Here is a 16,078-nt window from a genome sequence, read left to right as displayed (position 1 = left end):
AGCTCGGGCCTCGCAGCCTAGCCGTTCGCGTGCATCCGCTCGATATAGGCGCGCATTTCCTCTGCCTCCTGACGGGCGTCGCGCAGGCCTTCCATAGCGGCGCGCAGCTCGGCTTCGGTCTGGCTGATCTGGTTCATCAGCTCGCCCTCGCGCTGCTCCAGATAAAGCACCGCCTGGTCGCGCATCTCCTCGGCCTCGTGCAGGCCCTGGGCCAGCCGGTCCATCTCGGCCAGATCGCCCCCCGCCGAGACGCGCGAGAAGCGGTGGATCAGCCAATGGGTGAACCAGCCCATGGCAAAGGCCAGAAGCAGGATGATGGCGGTCGCGACGACGAATTCGGTGCGGTTCATGCGGTTTCCCTGCGGCCTCGCCGCCCAATTTCACCCGGCCACTCGGCCTCATTTCATGCGGCTGCGCCGCCCATGGTCCTGTGGATCAGCCGCCATCCTGCGCGGGGCGCTGTTTCGGGCGCATGGTCTTTTCCGTCGGGGCAAGCGAGGGGCTTTGGTCGGCATTCGGGTCATCGGCAACTGCCGCGCCTTCGGCCACCGCTGCCGGAGCGGCCTCTGCCGATGGGTCTGCCGCATCCGCTGCCGCCTGCGCGGCATCATCGGCATCGCGATCCTCGCCGGCATAGGTCTCGTCCTTGAGCACGAACTCGATGCGCCGGTTGGCCTCGCGCCCCTCTTCGGTTCCATTGTCGGCGATCGGGATGCCCTCGCCATATCCCTTGGCCCACATGCCCGAGACATCGACCCGCCGCCCCTGCAGCGCGATCATCACCGCTTCGGCCCGCGCCTGGCTGAGCGCGAGATTGCCCGTCTCGGACCCCTGGGCATCGGTATGCCCGGCGATTTCCATCGGCAGGGCTGGGCAATCCTTCAGCGCCTGGGCCAGCGCGTCGATGACCGGCCCCGCCTCGGGCGCGATCTCGGCCGAACCGGGGGTGAAGGTGATCTTCTTGCCCACCATCACCTCGCGCACCTTGGCGGCACATTCCTGCGGTGTCGGCAGCGCGGCCAGCGGGTCCAATTCCTCATCATAGCGCACATCGACGACGAACCCGGCGCCCTGGCCAAGCTGCGAGGACAGAATCTGGGTGATCCGGCCCTTGGCCTCCTGCGAGCCGGTCACGCCCTTTATCGACACCGTATCGGCGCGAACCACCAGATTGCCGTCATGCAACTCTGCCAGCGCCGCCAGCCCGGCCAGCACCCGGCCTGGCCAGCCATCCGGCAGGGCCGGGTCAAGCCGTGTCGCGGTATAGACAGCTTCGGCGCCGAAGGCCGCGCGGGCAAAGGCCTCGACCGCAGCCTGCTGGCGCTCATCGACCAGCTTGCCGCGCAGCGCCACCTTGCCCTCGGTCGAGAGGCTGGCGGTGAATTCAGCCGGGCCCTGCTGGGCCGTCTCGACCTGCGGCGCGATGGCATCCAGCGAGAAGACTTCGGGCAATGCGGCACGCAGATCGCCCGCCGCAAGCTCGAAATCCGCCTGCGCCACGCCCGCGCCCGCGGTCAGCGTCACGTCGGCATCCGAAAAGGTGACCGAGCCCTTGCCCATCGCGGCAACCGCCTTGATCCCCGCCGCCGCCGCCTCGGCCCAACGCGGGGTGGGCGTGCCCAGGCCGATGGTGCAGGGGGCGCTGCCCTCAAGCCCTGCCTGGCCCGCCGCAGCGAGAATCGTCGCCCGCGCGCGGTCGGTATCGGCGGAACAGGCATCGAAGCGCGCGCCCTGATCGTCGATCAGGAAGCGCAGCGTGAAGGGGGTCAGCACCGGGCGCGGCGCCGAGATCTCCATGATCAAGGTCACGCCTTCGGGCTTTTTGCGCCCAAGCGCAGATTCCAGATTGCGCTTCTCGGTCGCGCTTTCGGCAATCGCGGTGATTTCGACCCGGTCGGCCATGACCGAGATCTTCGACCGCTTCAACGATTTGAGCGCTTCAAGCCCAAAGCGCAGCGCCCCGTCCCAGCTTTGCGGCGGCGCATAGGCCGCCTTCTGCAACATGTTCACGACTTGCGTGTCCGGGGCCAGCGCATTGGCGGTAGCGGTCAGTTCCGCTTCGGACAGGCCACCTTCGGCGGGGGTCTCGGGGAACAGGCCGATCAGCTGGATGCCGTCGTCATTGCGCAGGATCTCGACGGCAAAGCGGGGCGGGGCCAGCGCGCTTGACGGCGCCACTTCCAGCAGGTCGCGCACACGGGATGTGTCAACCAGGCTGCCCGCCAGGTTCAGCGCCCGGAAGCGCGACGATTCGTCGGGCGCCGTGCCCGAGAGCCGGACCTGCAAGCCGTCGGTCTGGACCGTGACCCAGCCCATGCCCGCCCCGGCCATCCGCGCGCTGACGACCGAGGCTGACCGTGCCTCGATCACCAGCGCAATGGCAAAGGAAACCCCCAGCATCACAAGACCCGCCAGCGCGAAGGCCAGCGCGGCAAGCGCGTTCGGCGACAGGGTCAGAAGGCGTCTGGGCAAGGGGCAACTCTTGCGGATGTGGGGTGCTCGTCCCGAAAGGCGACTGCGCGCTTCCTAGGGCTTTGACGCGGCAGGATCAATCAAAGGAGCGCGGCTACGGCAAGAAACGGCACAGGGATCAGCCCCGCATTGCGGTTCGAGCGGAAGGCGCGCAGGCAGGCGGCGGGGTCGTCAAGGTTCAGCCCGCGCATCTGCCAGACCATGTGCAGGCCAAAGGCCCAGACCCCGGCCAGCGCCAGAAGCATGGGTGCAAGGCCGCGGTCGGGGTGCAGTGTGGTGGCGATGGCGGCGGTGAACAAAAGCAGCGACGCGATCATGAAGAGGGTCAGCCAGCGGCCGCTTTTCGCCCCGAACAGCCGCGCGGTGGATTTCACCCCGATCAGCGCATCGTCTTCCTTGTCCTGATGGGCATAGATCGTGTCGTAGAACAGCGTCCAGGCGATGCCCGCAGCGTAAAGGAACAGCGCCCCCGGCGGCACCTCGCCGGCATGGGCCGCCCAGGCCAGAAGCGCGCCCCAGTTGAAGGCCAGACCCAGAAAGACCTGCGGCCACCAGGTGAAGCGTTTGGCAAAAGGATAGATCGCAACCAGCGCCAGCGAGGCGACGCCAAGCCCGATGGCCAGCGCGTTGTAGCTGAACAGGATCAGCGCCGCGAGGGCGGCCTGCGCGACCATCCAGACCGTGGCCTGCTTCGTGGTGACCTGGCCCGAGGGCAGGGGGCGTGACCTCGTGCGCGCCACCTGCGCGTCGAAATCGCGGTCGGTGATGTCATTCCAGGTGCAGCCCGCCCCGCGCATCAGGAAGGCACCGATGGCGCAGCTTGCCGCAATCCAGATGTCCCAGCGCCGGAAGCCATGGCCGTCATTGGCGGCCAGCGCCAGGCCCCAGAGGCAGGGCACCAAGAGCAGCCAGGTGCCGATGGCGCGGTCGGCCCGCGACAGGCGCAGATAGGGGCGGCTCCAGGATGGGGCCCAGCGATCCACCCAATTGTCGCGCGTCGCATCCGCCACCTGCCCGGAGGAAGGCGTGGCATCTGGCGTTCCGGGCGCATCGCTCATAGGGTCGCCTCATGGCAGGGCCGAAGATCAGAGTGTATGTAGATCAGCCGCTTGGGGCGGGGCAAGCCATTGCCCTGGACGAGGCGCGGGCAAATTATCTCTTTGCCGTGATGCGGCTTGGGGTCGGGGCAGATATCCATCTGTTCAACGGGCGCCATGGCGAATGGCGCGCCGAAGTGGCCGAGGCCGGCAAGCGTCGCGGCATCGCGGTCTGTGCCGAGGCGACCGCGCCGCAGGGCGCGCCGCCGGATCTGTGGCTGTTGTTTTCGCCGATCAAGAAGGACCGGACCAGTTTCATCGTCGAAAAGGCGGTCGAGATGGGGGCCGCCCGCATCCTGCCCGTTGGCACCCGCCACATGAATTCCGAACGCTTCCGCGCCGACCGCCACCAGTTGCACGCCGTCGAGGCGGCCGAGCAATGCGGCGCGACCTGGGTGCCCGAGGTGGCCGAGTTGCAACCGCTCGACCGGCTTCTGTCCGCTTGGCCCGAGGGGCGCCGCCTCTACTGGGCCGATGAAGGCAAGGCCGGGCGCGCCGGGCTTCTTGTGGCGGAGCCTGGCCCGGCGGCCATTCTGATCGGCCCCGAAGGCGGCTTTTCGGCCGAGGAACGCGCCCGCCTGCATCGCCTGCCCTTCGTCACGCCCTTTGCCCTTGGCCCGCGCATCCTGCGCGCCGAGACCGCCGCCTTGGCCGCGCTTGTCCTGTATCAGGCCAGCGGCGGGGACTGGCGATGATCCGCCCCTGCGGCCCGGGCGACGAGGCGGCGCTTGACGCCTTCCTGGCGCCCCATGCCGCCACGTCGATGTTCCTGCGCGGCAATCTTGCCCGTTTCGGCCTTGCGGCCAGCGACCACCCCAATGCCACACGCTACTGGCGCCTGCCCGCAGACGGCACGATCCGCGCAGTTCTCGGCCTGACCAATGCCGGTGTCGCGCTGATGCAGGCCCCCGGCGCCCAGTCGCAAGACATCAAGGCACTCACGGCGGGGCTTTCAGGGCAGGAGATCACCGGCATGACCGGCGATGCCGCCCAGATCGCCGCGCTTCTTGGGGCGCTCGCTCTGCCCGTGTCGGCGATCCGTGCCGATTCGACCGAACCGCTCTATCACCTCGCCCTGGCCGATCTGCCGCCCGCTGCCCCGGGCACGCTGCGCCCCGCGCGGGCCGAGGATCGCGCGCTGCTTCTGACCTGGTTCCGCCAGTATTTCCGCGACATTGGCTTTGCGCCGCCCGATCCGGCGCAGGAAGAGGCGAATCTGCAAACCCGCACCGACGCGGCGATCAGCGGCGGTTCCCATTGCCGTCTTCTTGAGATTGACGGCCAACCCGTGGCCATGGCCGGGCTCAACGCCCGCGTCGCAACCATGGTGCAGGTCGGCGGCGTCTACGTTCCCGCCGCCGCGCGCGGGCAGGGTCTGGGACGTGCCGTCACCCGCGCCCTTCTGATCGAGGCGCGGGCCGAGGGCGCAACTGACGCCGTCCTGTTCGCAAACAACCCCGCCGCTGCCCGCAGCTATGAGGCGCTGGGTTTCACCCGCATCGGCAGCTACCGCATCGTCTTTCTGGCCCAGCCCATCACGCCGGGGCCGCTGCCATGACCACGCCGTTGCTGCGCCCGGAGGTTTCGGCCCTGATGCGGCGCTGGGCCGAACCTGCGCTTGGCCTTGGCCTTGCCGCCCTTGGCCTTTGGATCGCCACAAGGGGCGGCTGGCTTCTGCCGGTTTTCGGCCTGCCGCTTGTCGCCCTTGGCGGCGGCTTCGCCCTGATTGCGCTGCGGCGAATGCGCTTTGCGGCAGGGATCGCCGCGCCCGGCATCGTCGAGCTTGACGAGGGCCGCATCCGCTATCTGCACCCGACCATGCCGGGCGAGGTCAGTCTGCCCGATCTGACCGAGATCAAGCTGCTCGCCTTGCGCGGTCGCCGGGTCTGGCGGCTGCGCGAAGCCGGGGGGCGGGGGATGCTTGTCCCGGTCGACGCAGCCGGGGCGGAAGGGCTGTTTGACGCCTTCGCCACCCTGCCGGGCCTGACCTCGGCCGATCTGGTCGCGGCTTTGGCCCCCGACGTCCCGGTTGCCGCCGGGACGACCCTTCCCGCGCCCATCGGCCAGACCGAAAGGTTGGTCTGGCGTCGCAAGGGACGCGGCCTGACCACGGTCTGACCCGTCACCCCAAAGTATGACCTTTCGTGATGGTGCCCGGGCCGGGCTTGACACTGACGCGCCGTCCCGTCACCTGATGAGCGGCCCCGCGCGGGCCAATCCAGACCCGACGAATTCGCGACCAAAAACGAGGCCCTTCCATGTCGATCCCTCAATCCGGCGGTGGGCCGATCGAAAGTTTCGACCAGCTTGCGGGTCTGATGGAAAGCGGCTGCAAGCCCGCCTCCGACTGGCGCATTGGCACCGAGCATGAGAAATTCGGCTGGCTGACCGACAGCCGCCAGCCCTTGCCCTATGCCGGAGAGCGGTCGATTTCCGCGCTGTTCCAGGGGCTTGAGACCCGCTTCGGCTGGACCCCGGTGCGCGAGGGTGACCATGTCATCGGCCTGACCCGCAGGGGTGCCAATATCAGCCTTGAACCGGGCGGACAGTTCGAATTGTCCGGTGCGCCGCTGCTCAGCGCGGTCGAGACCGAGGCCGAACTTGATAGTCATTTCAGCGAACTGTCGCAGATCGCCGAACCGCTGGGCATCCGCTTCATGGGCATCGGCGCCGCGCCGGAATGGTCGCATGGCGACATGCCGGTGATGCCCAAGGGCCGTTACCGGCTGATGACCGATTACATGGGCCGCGTTGGCACCCATGGCACGCAGATGATGTATCGCACCTCCACCGTGCAGGTGAATCTCGATTACGCCTCCGAGGCCGACATGGTGCAGAAGCTGCGCGTCGCTCTGGCCTTGCAGCCGGTGGCGACCGCGCTGTTCGCCTCGTCGCCCTTCTTCGACGGCAAGCCAAATGGCCACAAATCCTGGCGCTCGCGCATCTGGCGGGGCCTGGATGACAGCCGCACCGGCATGCTGCCCTTCGCGTTCCAGGACGGCATGGGATTCCAGCGCTATGTCGACTGGGTGCTCGATGTGCCGATGTATTTTGTCTATCGCGACGGCAAATACATCAACGCGCTTGGCCAATCCTTCCGCGCCTTCCTGAAAGGCGAGCTGCCCGCCCTGCCGGGCGAGAAGCCCACCCTGTCGGACTGGGCCGACCACATGACCACCGTCTTCCCCGAAGCGCGGGTGAAGAAATATATCGAGATGCGCGGCGCCGATGCCGGGGACAGGGCCCATCTTCTGGCGCTGCCCGCCTTCTGGACGGGCCTCATGTATGACCAGACCGCGCTGGACGCCGCCTGGGATCTGGTCAGGGGCTTCAATGCGGAAACCCGCGAGGGGCTGCGCGTCGCCGCCTCGGTCTCGGCCCTGCAGGGCGAGGCCAATGGCGTGAAGTTGCACGACCTTGCGCGCGCCGCCGTGGCTCTGTCGCAGGCGGGCCTTGCCGCGCGCGGCATGGGCGAAGAACGGCTGCTGGCGCCGCTGGTGCAGAACGTGACCAGGGGCGAAGTGCAGGCCGACCGCTGGCTGAAGCTGTATCACGGCGACTGGGCCGGGTCTCTGGCGCCGATCTACGAGGCTGCGAGCCTGTGAGCGGGGCAGAGGGCGCTTGGCGCAGCAAAGGTTAACAAGTCCTTAATTTCCAATTCAGGACATTGATTTTATTTCATTTTATATGATGTCCCACCGTGGGACATCGCCTCATGCCGCCAGTTTCCGTACATCCGGCAAGTTGACCCAGACCTTGCCCTCACTCACCCCGCCCGGCACCCGCCGCCCCGGCACCGCAAGCTCCGGGTAGTCGGCGATCAGGTCGCGGAAACGGTCGTTCGAGACCAGGATGGCGCCGGTTGCGCGGGCATGGTCCAGCAGATAGGGATCGGCCTGCCTTCCCTTGGGCACCACGAAAACCGCATCGGTCTTCACCCCCAATGCCCGCGCCAACGCGGCCTCGTGCAGGTAGCGGCCGACCAACAGATACCCCGCATTGGCATCGAAGATCACCCCGACCACATAGCCGCGCGCCTCTGCCAGCCGCATCACCGCCGCCACCGTGGCCAGATCCGGCTTGTCGCCGCCCCAATGCATCACGTTTGATCCGTCCAGCACCGCCAGTGGCAGCGTCTGCTTCGGCGCCCGCCCGGACCGCGCCCGCAGGCGCCGCCGCAGGTCAAGAAGCAGCAGGATGGCCAGCAGACCACCGGCGAAGAGACCCAGCAGCATCCCATCGGACAAGGGCGTCAGGCCTTCTTCTGACCGACCTTCGGTTCGGTCCCCGCCTTCAGCCGCGCCAGGTTCGCGCCGTGGCGCACATAGATCAGGATCGTCAGTATCCCGGTCAGTGCCAGCATCCTTCCCTGATCGAAGACGACCAGCCAGATGACCGAGGTCCCCGCCGACAGAAGCGCCGCGACCGACGAGATGCGGGTCAGGGCCAGCCCGACCAGCCACATGCCACAGCAAGCCAGACCCACCGGCCAGGCCAGCGCGATCATCGTGCCAAGGAAGGTCGCCACCCCTTTGCCACCCTTAAAGCCCAGCCAGATCGGGAACAGATGGCCGACAAAGGCGGCAAGCCCGGCCAGTTGCGCCGCATCCTCATGCCCGACCAAAGCGCGGGCCAGAAGCACAGCCACCGCCGCCTTTGCGCCATCCAGAAGAAGTGTCCCCAGCGCCGCGCCCTTGTTGCCGGTGCGCAAGACATTGGTCGCGCCGATATTGCCCGACCCGATCCGGCGCAGATCGCCCAGGCCCATGAAGCGGGTGATCAACACGCCAAAGGGCACTGACCCCAGCAGGTAAGACAGGATCGCGGTCAGGATCAGCGTCGGGCTGTCGGTCAGCAATTCCGGCATCGTCTATTCCCCTGCGCGGAACACTTCTGTTCCGCCCACCCATGTCGCCAGAACCTTACCCTCCATCCGCGCGCCGTCAAACGGAGTGTTCTTGGACTTCGAGCGCAGCTTGAAGCGATCCATCTGGAAGGGGGCGTCCGGGTCGAACAGCACCAGATCGGCAGGCGCACCGGGCGAGAGGCGGCCCTGCGGCAGGCCCAGCCTCTTGGCCGGGTTCAGCGCCATGGCGCGGAACAACTCGGGCAGGGTCAGATGGCCGCCATGGTAAAGCCGCATGGCAGCGGGCAGGAAGGTTTCCAGCCCAACCGCGCCCGGCGCCGCATCCTCGAAGGGCAGGCGCTTCGATTCCTCATCGGCCGGGGTGTGGAAACTGGCCACCACATCGATCAGCCCCTCGGCCAGCGCCGCGATCACCGCCTGCCGGTCATCCTCGGATCGCAGCGGCGGGGTCAGCTTGAAGAAAGTGCGATAGTCGCCGACATCGAATTCGTTCAGCGTCAGGTGATGGATCGAGGTCCCCGCAGTGACATCCAGCCCCGACGCCTTGGCCCGCCGCAGCGCGGGCAGCGACTGCGCGGTGGTCACCTGATCGGCGTGGTAGCGCACGCCCGTCATCTCGGCCAAGGCAAGGTCGCGCTCCAAGCCCATGCGTTCCGCCATGGGCGAGACATGGGGCAGGCCACGCAACGACGCGAACTTGCCCGAGGTCGCGGCCCCGCCGGCTGACAGGCCGGGCTCCTGCGGATGGCCAACGACCAGCGCGCCAAGGCTGCGGGCATAGGTCAGCGCCCGGCCCAGCGCCTTGGTCTGGGTGGTGACGGCGAAGCCATCGGTAAAGGCAAGGGCGCCCGCATCCAGCAGAAAGCCGATCTCGGTCATCTCCTGCCCGGCGCGTCCCTTGGTCAGCGCGGCCATGTGACGGATGCGCACCGGGCTGGCCTCGGCCGCGCGGCGGGTGACGAATTCCAGCACTTCGGGCGTGTCGATGGCGGGCGCGGTATCAGGTCGGGCAATGATCGTGGTGACGCCGCCCGCCGCCGCCGCCAGCCCGGCCGAGCGAAAACTTTCGCGATGCCGCTCGCCCGGCTCGCCGATCTTGACGCCCCAGTCGACAATCCCGGGGGCAAGGCATTTGCCGCTGCAATCGACAATGTTGGCTCCTTTGGGCGCCTTGGCCGCGTCCAGCGCAAGGATCGCGCCATCCCGAACTGTCAGGCTGCCAAGGGCGTCGGTCCCGGCCTCGGGGTCGATCAGGCGGGCATTGGTGAAATGCAGGATCATGGGGTTCCGTTCTGCGTCTCGGACTGCGGGCGGTCTGGAAGGGCGGCGATCGCCTGCCGCATCAGGCCATAGACCTGCCGCGCCCCGGCGATGCGGTCAAAGCCGATGCGGCGGCTGGCGCTGCGCGGCCCGTAATAGCGGCGGCTGCGGCCGGGGCCAAGATTGCTGCTGTAGGGCGTGGTGATCTGGTCGAACCAGACCGCGCCCGGATCGCCATCGTCCAGCACCAGCGCCATGCCGGGACGTAGCGCCCAACGTTCCAGCTTGCGCTTGCCGAAAGGGGCCGAAGCGATGAAGGCGGTGCGGTCGGTCAGCGTGTAATGGGTCGAGCGGCGGGTTAGGGCATCCCAGAACACGCGCCCGAAGGCGAGATGCAGCCCGACCAGAAGGAAAGGCAGGCCGAACAGGGGAAACGGCCCCGGCGCGCCCATGCTGGCGGCCATCCACATCCAGAAACAGGCGAAACCCGCGAAGAACAGCCCGAACGGCGTGCGCATGTCGATCAGCGCGGGCCAGTCCACGCCCGGCTCGGCCCGGCCTTGCCAGAGGATGCGCTCGCCGGGGGCAAGGATACCCTCCCAGCCTTCGGGCACCGGGGCGGGCGGGGGCGGCGGCGGCACGGGTTCGACCAGTTCGGTCATCGCGGCACCGCCTTGATGCGGGCGATCACCGCAGGAGCATCGGCCAGGTATTTCATCAGGTGCTTGTCGCCCGCGCGGGTAATCACCAGCACATCGCTGAGGAAGGGGCGGATGGTTTCGATGGAAAACAGCGGTATGACGCGCCCGCCGGGTCCGAGAAGCCGCCGTGGCGTCAGGCGCCAGCTTTCGGTCAGCGCCTCGGAGCGCAGGTAGAACGCGCGGGCGAAGACCGCGAGGACGGCGGCAACCGGCCCGGTCCACGGAAACGGATTGCCCATGGCCAACAGCACGACGCCCGCGGCAAAGCCGAAAAGCACGGAAAGGATCAGATGGTTCTTCCAGTAGATCGCCGGATCGGCCCGCCATTCGGCCAGCAACTCCTCGCCCGGCTCCAGCGGGGCCGGTCGGGGATGCATCCTTTCGGGGTCGATCCGCGCCATCGCTATCCCATCCAGACGAAAAGCACGGTCAGCACGGCCAGAAACACCAGCACGGCCGTCGCGACCATCCCGCCCATCCGCGCCTCGGATTTGGAAGGCTTGCGGTCGGGAGTCATGATTTCGGCGCCATCGCCTGATCCCCGGCACGTGCGGCCCTGAGATCGCGGATGATCTGCCAGGGCACATGCGGATCGCGAAGCCCACGAAAACCTATGTCGATCCAGACAGTTCCACCATCGTCGACTCGGCGCTCGCGCGCAAAGGTCAGCAATGATTCGCCGCGGTCGTCCGCGCTCAGAGGCGCGTCGGTGAACAGGCTGATGCATTTCAGATTCTGAATGCCAAACTTCCAAGTGCCGATGATGGCCCGGCGGTCGGTCAATGTGTAGAAGCTGCGTCGGCGATCCCAGAAACGGATGGCTTGCCAAGCTCCGGCACAAAGAGAAGCCAGCACCAGCACCCGAAGTGCCAGCATCCTGTCTTCGATGCCATTGTTGGTGAGATCGGCGACAACTGCGGCAGCCAGCAGCATCGCAAAGGCGACCAGATAGCGGCGGGGGATTGGCGTCATGAACCGCCCCGTCTCAGGGGCACCTTGCCACAGGATGCTTTCGCCGGGCTCAAGGATTTCCCGCCATTTGTCTTCCGGAGAAGAGGTTGCGCTTTCCAGCGTCATACCATCGTCCCCACCAGCTTGCGGCCGCGTTCGGCGCGCAGGTTGCGGGCCAGAAGGTCCATGCAGGCCATGCGGACGGCGACGCCCATCTCGACCTGGTCCTGGATGACCGAGCGGTTGATGTCATCGGCCAGATCGCCGTCGATCTCGACTCCCCGGTTCATCGGGCCGGGATGCATGACGATGGCATCGGGCTTGGCATGCGACAGCTTTTCAGCATCCAGACCATAGCGGTGGTAATATTCGCGCTCCGAAGGGATGAAGCCGCCATCCATCCGTTCCTTCTGAAGCCGCAGCATCATCACCACATCGGCGCCTTCCAGGCCCTGGCGCATGTCGTCATAGACCTCGCAGCCCAGATCGGCCACGCCGGGCGGCATCAGCGTCGGCGGGCCGATCAGGCGCAGGCGGTTCTCCATCTTGCCCAGAAGGATCAGGTTCGACCGCGCCACCCGGCTGTGGGCGATGTCGCCGCAGATGGCGACGGTCAGGCGCTGGATGCGGCCCTTGGCGCGACGGATGGTCAGCGCATCCAGCAGCGCCTGGGTCGGGTGTTCATGCCGCCCGTCGCCCGCATTCAGCACCGCGCAATCCACTTTTTGCGCCAGAAGGTTCACCGCCCCGGACGCCGCGTGCCGCACCACCAGAAGGTCCGGGTGCATGGCGTTCAGCGTCATCGCCGTGTCGATCAGCGTCTCGCCCTTCTTCACGCTGGAATTGGCCACGGACATGTTCATCACATCGGCCCCCAGCCGCTTTCCCGCCAGCTCGAAGCTGGATTGGGTGCGGGTGGAGTTTTCGAAGAACAGGTTGATCTGCGTCATCCCCGCCAGCACGTCGGACTGTTTCACCGTGCGGCGGTTCAGATCGACATAGCGGTCGGCAAGATCGAGGATGGTGGTGATCTCAAGCGGGGTAAGCTGCTCGATCCCCAGAAGGTGGCGGGCGCGGAAGGCCATGGGCGGTTCCCTTCGGATTTGCCCGCTTATGGCAAAGGGCAGGGCAGGGGGCAAGCGCCCACAGGTGATGCCGCGCCTTGCTGCTCCGCCGCCGCCCTCCTACTCTGCGGGACATGGGAATCGCCGAAGGCTTCACCGACAGCGTCACGCAGGATTGGCACGCTTCGCTGGCGGCGCTCGCCTGGCAGTTGGATTGCGGCGTGGACGAGGTTCTGGGCGAAACCCCGGTCAACCGCTACGGCCTGCCCGATGCCGCCCCCATGCGCGCCGTCCCGCCCCAGCGCGGGCCCGCGCCGCCGCCGACGCCTGCCGCCCCGGTTGAGATTGATGCCCAAGGCGTGGCGCGCGAAATGGCGGCGGCCGCCCGGACGCTGGACGATCTGCGCGAGGCGCTTTTGCGCTTCGACCTGTGCGAGCTGAAGAAAGGCGCGCGCAACACCGTTTTCGCCGATGGCAATCCGGCAGCGCGGGTGCTGATCCTGGGCGAGGCGCCGGGCCGCGACGAGGATATCGAGGGCCGCCCCTTCGTGGGCGAGGCAGGGCAGTTCCTGGACCGCATGTTCGCCGCCATCGGCCTGTCGCGCGGCAGCCCCGATGCCGAGACCGCGCTTTACATCACCAATGTCATGGCCTGGCGGCCGCCCGGAAACCGCGACCCCGAGCCTGCTGAAATCGCCATGATGCGCCCCTTTGTCGAGCGCCATATCGAACTGGTCGATCCGCAGATCATCGTCGTCATGGGGAACACGCCGCTGATCGCCCTGACCGGCCAGCGCGGCATTCTGCGGGCACGCGGCAACTGGGCCACTGCACTGGGCCGCCCGATGCTGCCGATGACCCATCCCGCCTATCTCCTGCGCAACCCGATTGCCAAGCGCGAGGCCTGGGCCGACCTTCTGGTGCTGCAAAAGAGGTTGCGGGGATGAGCCTTCTGCCGGTCGAACCGCTGACGCTTCTCGCCTTTGCGCCCGCCGCGCTGGCGCTGAATCTCACGCCCGGGGCGGACATGATGTTCTGCCTCGGGCAGGGCTTGAAAGGTGGGCCGCGGGCCGGAATGGCCGCCAATCTCGGCATCGCCGCCGGGGGCATGGTGCAGGTGCTGCTGGCGGGGCTGGGCCTTGGTGCGCTGATCGCGGCGCATCCAATGGCGTTCGAGTCGATCCGCTGGGCGGGCGTCGCCTATCTGTTGTGGCTGGCGGTGAAATCCCTGCGCGCGACACGCCCGCAGGCGGCGCAGGTCAGGGCGATGGCGATGGGCCGTGTGTTCCGCGAAGCCCTGCTGGTCAATATCCTGAACCCCAAGGTCATCCTCTTCATCCTGGCCTTCCTGCCGCAATTCGTCGATCCCGCCCGGCCCGTCCTGCCGCAATTCCTGGCTCTGGGCGCGGTCTTCTGTCTGGGCGGGCTTATGGTCAACGGGCTGGTCGGCGGCTTTGCGGGCACGATCGGCGGAAGGCTGGCGCGGTCGCAGGCTTTGGCGCGCTGGCTGTCGCGGGCGACGGCGGCGATCTTCGCCACGCTCGCCCTGCGGCTGGCCATGATGCAAAGGGGATAGGCATGGGACGCATCGACGAAACGAAGGAGTTCATCCCGGTCAATATCGCGGTCCTGACTGTGTCGGACACGCGCACATTGGCCGAAGATCGCTCGGGCGACACGCTGGTCGAGCGGCTTTCCACGGCGGGGCACCACCTGGCCGCCCGCGCTATCGTCACCGATGACCGCGAGCGTATCGCGGCCCATCTGCGCGCCTGGATTGCCGATCCTGCGGTGGATGCGATCCTGACGACCGGCGGCACCGGCCTGACCGGGCGCGATGTCACGGTCGAGGCCCATCGCGATGTCTACGAAAAGGAAATCGAAGCTTTCGGCACGGTCTTCACGATGGTGTCGATGCAGAAGATCGGCACTTCTGCCGTGCAGTCGCGCGCCTGCGGCGGCGTGGCGGGCGGCACCTATCTGTTCGCGCTGCCCGGCAGCCCCGGCGCCTGCCGCGACGCCTGGGACGAGATCCTGCTCTGGCAGCTCGACTACCGCCACCGGCCCTGCAATTTCGTGGAAATCATGCCGCGGCTCGAGGAACACAAGCGCCGCAAGTGACCGTGCAAGGCGGCCTTGCGTCAGGGTGCCGGGCAGCCGGTCACCTCGACCGCGCCGCCTTTGGAAATCACCGTCACCCTCACGCCGGAGCGGTCAAGCGCGAAGGGCGCTGCTTCGGGCGGCACCAGATCGGCCACGGCCACCAGCGTGCCAGCCTTGCGGCTTGCCACGGCCTCGGAAACCCAGACCCGGCGGTCGGCGGTCTCGATCGCGACGGTCTCTTCCTTGCCCTGCGCGGGCAGGATCAGGGTGGCGGTCAGGCGCAGCCCGTCCTTGATCGGCTCAACCCCGCAGGAAATCCCCGACAGGCCCGCCGCCTTGGCCGCGACCGGCTGGGCCGCCAGCGCCGCGTTGATCGCGGGGTCGGGCGCGCCCGGCCCCTCTATCCGTGCCGAAAGCGCGACCGAGGCGGGCAGGCAGATGTCGCGGCAGATGCCCATGTCCATCGTCACTGCCAGATCGACCGGCCTTGACGGGTCCTTGGCCTGGATCTCGATCGGCAAGACCAGAACATCGTGATAGCCGATGGTTGTGAAGCCCGCCGTCTCGAACACCGAGGGCGCGGGCCAGTGAAACGTGACCGCGGCCAGATTGCGAGACTGCGACCAGTCGAATTCCGGCGGAATGCCCGCGTCGCCGGGGCTGCGCCAATAGGTCTTCCATCCCGGCGCGAGGTTCAGCCGCAGGGCCACCATCTGTCGCCCCGCCCCGGTCTGCCAGCCGGTCAGAACGCTTGCCTGAAGCACATCGTCCTGGGTCGTGGCCAGCGCGTCGCTCGCGGCAAGCGCCATGGCGACGGTGGTGAGAGAACAGAGACGGGTCAGGGAAGAGCGCGTGAACATGCCGACAAGATAGGCAGAGGCCCGCCAGAGGGAAATCACTTAAGGGCGAGAGGGCGCGTGATGTGTCCTCGGTGCCGCAAGCCGGACTTGTGACTGCCCGCGAGGCGGCCCATGTTCAGGCCAAGTGGAAAAGGGGGCCTTGAGTCGATGGACCTTGCCGGCAAGATCCTGATCGCCATGCCCGGCATGGGCGATACGCGTTTCGCGCATAGCGTGATCCTGATGTGCGCCCATGACGGCGACAGCGCCATGGGGCTGATCGTCAACAAGCCGGCGACCGATCTCAGTTTCGGGAATCTGCTCGATCATCTGAAGATCACCCGCGCCCCGGAAGGCCGCGAAATCCGTGTCCATTACGGCGGGCCGGTTGAGCGCGGCCGCGGATTCGTGCTGCATTCGGCCGATTGGGATGGCGAGACGGCAACGATGCGCGTGCCCGGCGGCTTTCGGCTGACCGCCACTCTGGACGTGCTCGAGGCGCTGGCGCGCGGCGCGGGGCCCGAGCGCGCGCTGCTGGCCCTGGGCTATTCCGGCTGGGGGCCGGGGCAACTCGAGGGAGAGATCCTGCGCAATGACTGGCTGATTGCCGATGCGCTGCCCGAGATCGTCTTCTCGGCGCCCGATGCCGAGAAATGGGGCCTCGCGCTCAAGGCACTGGGGATCGACCCGATCTCGCTGTCGCATACCGCAGGTCGCGCCTGAG

Annotated in this window: 19 protein-coding genes; 8 read left to right on the top strand and 11 right to left on the bottom strand. The window is 67.5% G+C overall.

Annotation, left to right across the window (positions count from 1 at the left end):
- Positions 1–17: 17 nt before the first annotated feature.
- From ACED67_RS10710 to ubiA, 3 genes are all read right to left on the bottom strand, one after another.
- Entirely contained in the window at positions 18–350 is a 333-nt protein-coding gene (locus ACED67_RS10710) for a hypothetical protein (RefSeq protein ID WP_395541600.1), read from the bottom strand.
- 85 nt (positions 351–435) lie between these two features.
- Positions 436–2,472 (bottom strand): OmpA family protein, encoded by a 2,037-nt coding sequence (locus ACED67_RS10705; RefSeq protein ID WP_395541598.1) that lies wholly within the window; start codon positions 2,470–2,472, stop codon positions 436–438.
- Between the two features lie 80 nt (positions 2,473–2,552).
- Positions 2,553–3,530: a 4-hydroxybenzoate octaprenyltransferase gene (gene ubiA, locus ACED67_RS10700; protein ID WP_395541596.1), complete on the bottom strand. Its 978-nt coding sequence runs from the start codon at positions 3,528–3,530 to the stop codon at positions 2,553–2,555.
- 11 nt (positions 3,531–3,541) lie between these two features.
- Between ubiA and ACED67_RS10695 the strand changes: the two genes are divergently transcribed.
- The 4 genes from ACED67_RS10695 (at position 3,542) to ACED67_RS10680 (ending at position 7,174) form a co-directional block, all read left to right on the top strand.
- Positions 3,542–4,264: a 16S rRNA (uracil(1498)-N(3))-methyltransferase gene (locus ACED67_RS10695; RefSeq protein ID WP_395541594.1), complete on the top strand. Its 723-nt coding sequence runs from the start codon at positions 3,542–3,544 to the stop codon at positions 4,262–4,264.
- Positions 4,261–5,127, top strand: coding sequence for a GNAT family N-acetyltransferase (locus tag ACED67_RS10690; RefSeq protein ID WP_395541592.1), 867 nt, complete (start codon positions 4,261–4,263; stop codon positions 5,125–5,127). Before ACED67_RS10695 ends, ACED67_RS10690 begins: the two co-directional genes overlap by 4 nt.
- Positions 5,124–5,687, top strand: a complete 564-nt coding sequence (locus ACED67_RS10685; RefSeq protein ID WP_395541590.1) for a hypothetical protein — start codon at positions 5,124–5,126, stop codon at positions 5,685–5,687. Before ACED67_RS10690 ends, ACED67_RS10685 begins: the two co-directional genes overlap by 4 nt.
- A gap of 140 nt (positions 5,688–5,827) precedes the next feature.
- Complete coding sequence (locus tag ACED67_RS10680; protein ID WP_395541588.1) at positions 5,828–7,174, top strand: glutamate--cysteine ligase; 1,347 nt, start codon at positions 5,828–5,830, stop codon at positions 7,172–7,174.
- Positions 7,175–7,282: 108 nt separating this feature from the next.
- Here ACED67_RS10680 and ACED67_RS10675 read toward each other — a convergent pair whose 3' ends face one another.
- From ACED67_RS10675 to ACED67_RS10645, 7 genes are all read right to left on the bottom strand, one after another.
- A complete protein-coding gene (locus tag ACED67_RS10675; RefSeq protein WP_395541586.1) occupies positions 7,283–7,816 on the bottom strand; it encodes an NYN domain-containing protein in 534 nt (177 codons plus the stop codon).
- A gap of 5 nt (positions 7,817–7,821) precedes the next feature.
- Positions 7,822–8,436 carry a glycerol-3-phosphate 1-O-acyltransferase PlsY gene (gene plsY, locus ACED67_RS10670; RefSeq protein WP_395541585.1) on the bottom strand — a complete coding sequence of 205 codons (615 nt, stop codon included), beginning with the start codon at positions 8,434–8,436 and terminating at the stop codon, positions 7,822–7,824.
- A gap of 3 nt (positions 8,437–8,439) precedes the next feature.
- Positions 8,440–9,717 (bottom strand): dihydroorotase, encoded by a 1,278-nt coding sequence (gene pyrC, locus ACED67_RS10665; RefSeq protein ID WP_395541584.1) that lies wholly within the window; start codon positions 9,715–9,717, stop codon positions 8,440–8,442.
- Positions 9,714–10,358 carry an aspartate carbamoyltransferase catalytic subunit gene (locus ACED67_RS10660; RefSeq protein WP_395541583.1) on the bottom strand — a complete coding sequence of 215 codons (645 nt, stop codon included), beginning with the start codon at positions 10,356–10,358 and terminating at the stop codon, positions 9,714–9,716. Before ACED67_RS10660 ends, pyrC begins: the two co-directional genes overlap by 4 nt.
- The gene (locus tag ACED67_RS10655; RefSeq protein ID WP_395541582.1) at positions 10,355–10,798 is read right to left on the bottom strand and encodes a hypothetical protein; all 444 of its coding nucleotides are present in this window, start codon (positions 10,796–10,798) and stop codon (positions 10,355–10,357) included. The genes ACED67_RS10660 and ACED67_RS10655 overlap by 4 nt, the downstream gene beginning before the upstream one ends.
- 112 nt (positions 10,799–10,910) lie before the next feature.
- On the bottom strand, positions 10,911–11,474 hold the full coding sequence (locus ACED67_RS10650) for a hypothetical protein (protein ID WP_395541581.1): 564 nt from the start codon (positions 11,472–11,474) through the stop codon (positions 10,911–10,913).
- Positions 11,471–12,433 (bottom strand): aspartate carbamoyltransferase catalytic subunit, encoded by a 963-nt coding sequence (locus tag ACED67_RS10645; protein WP_395541580.1) that lies wholly within the window; start codon positions 12,431–12,433, stop codon positions 11,471–11,473. The genes ACED67_RS10650 and ACED67_RS10645 overlap by 4 nt, the downstream gene beginning before the upstream one ends.
- A gap of 113 nt (positions 12,434–12,546) precedes the next feature.
- On the opposite strand from ACED67_RS10645, the gene ACED67_RS10640 reads away from it, so the two are divergent.
- Genes ACED67_RS10640 through moaB form a run of 3 tightly spaced genes read left to right on the top strand, consistent with a single transcriptional unit; the run spans position 12,547 to position 14,533 of the window.
- Positions 12,547–13,359: a uracil-DNA glycosylase gene (locus tag ACED67_RS10640; protein WP_395541579.1), complete on the top strand. Its 813-nt coding sequence runs from the start codon at positions 12,547–12,549 to the stop codon at positions 13,357–13,359.
- Entirely contained in the window at positions 13,356–13,988 is a 633-nt protein-coding gene (locus ACED67_RS10635) for a LysE family translocator (protein ID WP_395541578.1), read from the top strand. The genes ACED67_RS10640 and ACED67_RS10635 overlap by 4 nt, the downstream gene beginning before the upstream one ends.
- Positions 13,989–13,990: 2 nt before the next feature.
- Positions 13,991–14,533, top strand: coding sequence for a molybdenum cofactor biosynthesis protein B (moaB, locus tag ACED67_RS10630; RefSeq protein WP_395541577.1), 543 nt, complete (start codon positions 13,991–13,993; stop codon positions 14,531–14,533).
- Between the two features lie 20 nt (positions 14,534–14,553).
- Here moaB and ACED67_RS10625 read toward each other — a convergent pair whose 3' ends face one another.
- Positions 14,554–15,375 (bottom strand): protein-disulfide reductase DsbD domain-containing protein, encoded by an 822-nt coding sequence (locus ACED67_RS10625; RefSeq protein ID WP_395541576.1) that lies wholly within the window; start codon positions 15,373–15,375, stop codon positions 14,554–14,556.
- A gap of 147 nt (positions 15,376–15,522) precedes the next feature.
- On the opposite strand from ACED67_RS10625, the gene ACED67_RS10620 reads away from it, so the two are divergent.
- Positions 15,523–16,077, top strand: coding sequence for a YqgE/AlgH family protein (locus ACED67_RS10620; protein WP_395541575.1), 555 nt, complete (start codon positions 15,523–15,525; stop codon positions 16,075–16,077).
- Position 16,078: the final 1 nt, after the last annotated feature.

It is taken from the genome of Neotabrizicola paludis (assembly GCF_044142105.1).
Classification (GTDB): Bacteria; Pseudomonadota; Alphaproteobacteria; order Rhodobacterales; family Rhodobacteraceae; genus Pseudogemmobacter.
This window is presented reverse-complemented; position numbering and strand designations above follow the sequence as displayed.

Excerpts from the sequence above, each read along its gene's own strand:
- ACED67_RS10710 (WP_395541600.1), bottom strand. The coding sequence starts at position 350 with ATGAACCGCACCGAATTCGTCGTCGCGACCGCCATCATCCTGCTTCTG.
- ubiA (WP_395541596.1), bottom strand. The coding sequence starts at position 3,530 with ATGAGCGATGCGCCCGGAACGCCAGATGCCACGCCTTCCTCCGGGCAG.
- ACED67_RS10695 (WP_395541594.1), top strand. The coding sequence starts at position 3,542 with ATGGCAGGGCCGAAGATCAGAGTGTATGTAGATCAGCCGCTTGGGGCG.
- ACED67_RS10690 (WP_395541592.1), top strand. The coding sequence starts at position 4,261 with ATGATCCGCCCCTGCGGCCCGGGCGACGAGGCGGCGCTTGACGCCTTC.
- ACED67_RS10685 (WP_395541590.1), top strand. The coding sequence starts at position 5,124 with ATGACCACGCCGTTGCTGCGCCCGGAGGTTTCGGCCCTGATGCGGCGC.
- ACED67_RS10680 (WP_395541588.1), top strand. The coding sequence starts at position 5,828 with ATGTCGATCCCTCAATCCGGCGGTGGGCCGATCGAAAGTTTCGACCAG.
- plsY (WP_395541585.1), bottom strand. The coding sequence starts at position 8,436 with ATGCCGGAATTGCTGACCGACAGCCCGACGCTGATCCTGACCGCGATC.
- pyrC (WP_395541584.1), bottom strand. The coding sequence starts at position 9,717 with ATGATCCTGCATTTCACCAATGCCCGCCTGATCGACCCCGAGGCCGGG.
- ACED67_RS10660 (WP_395541583.1), bottom strand. The coding sequence starts at position 10,358 with ATGACCGAACTGGTCGAACCCGTGCCGCCGCCGCCCCCGCCCGCCCCG.
- ACED67_RS10655 (WP_395541582.1), bottom strand. The coding sequence starts at position 10,798 with ATGGCGCGGATCGACCCCGAAAGGATGCATCCCCGACCGGCCCCGCTG.
- ACED67_RS10650 (WP_395541581.1), bottom strand. The coding sequence starts at position 11,474 with ATGACGCTGGAAAGCGCAACCTCTTCTCCGGAAGACAAATGGCGGGAA.
- ACED67_RS10645 (WP_395541580.1), bottom strand. The coding sequence starts at position 12,433 with ATGGCCTTCCGCGCCCGCCACCTTCTGGGGATCGAGCAGCTTACCCCG.
- ACED67_RS10640 (WP_395541579.1), top strand. The coding sequence starts at position 12,547 with ATGGGAATCGCCGAAGGCTTCACCGACAGCGTCACGCAGGATTGGCAC.
- ACED67_RS10635 (WP_395541578.1), top strand. The coding sequence starts at position 13,356 with ATGAGCCTTCTGCCGGTCGAACCGCTGACGCTTCTCGCCTTTGCGCCC.
- moaB (WP_395541577.1), top strand. The coding sequence starts at position 13,991 with ATGGGACGCATCGACGAAACGAAGGAGTTCATCCCGGTCAATATCGCG.
- ACED67_RS10625 (WP_395541576.1), bottom strand. The coding sequence starts at position 15,375 with ATGTTCACGCGCTCTTCCCTGACCCGTCTCTGTTCTCTCACCACCGTC.
- ACED67_RS10620 (WP_395541575.1), top strand. The coding sequence starts at position 15,523 with ATGGACCTTGCCGGCAAGATCCTGATCGCCATGCCCGGCATGGGCGAT.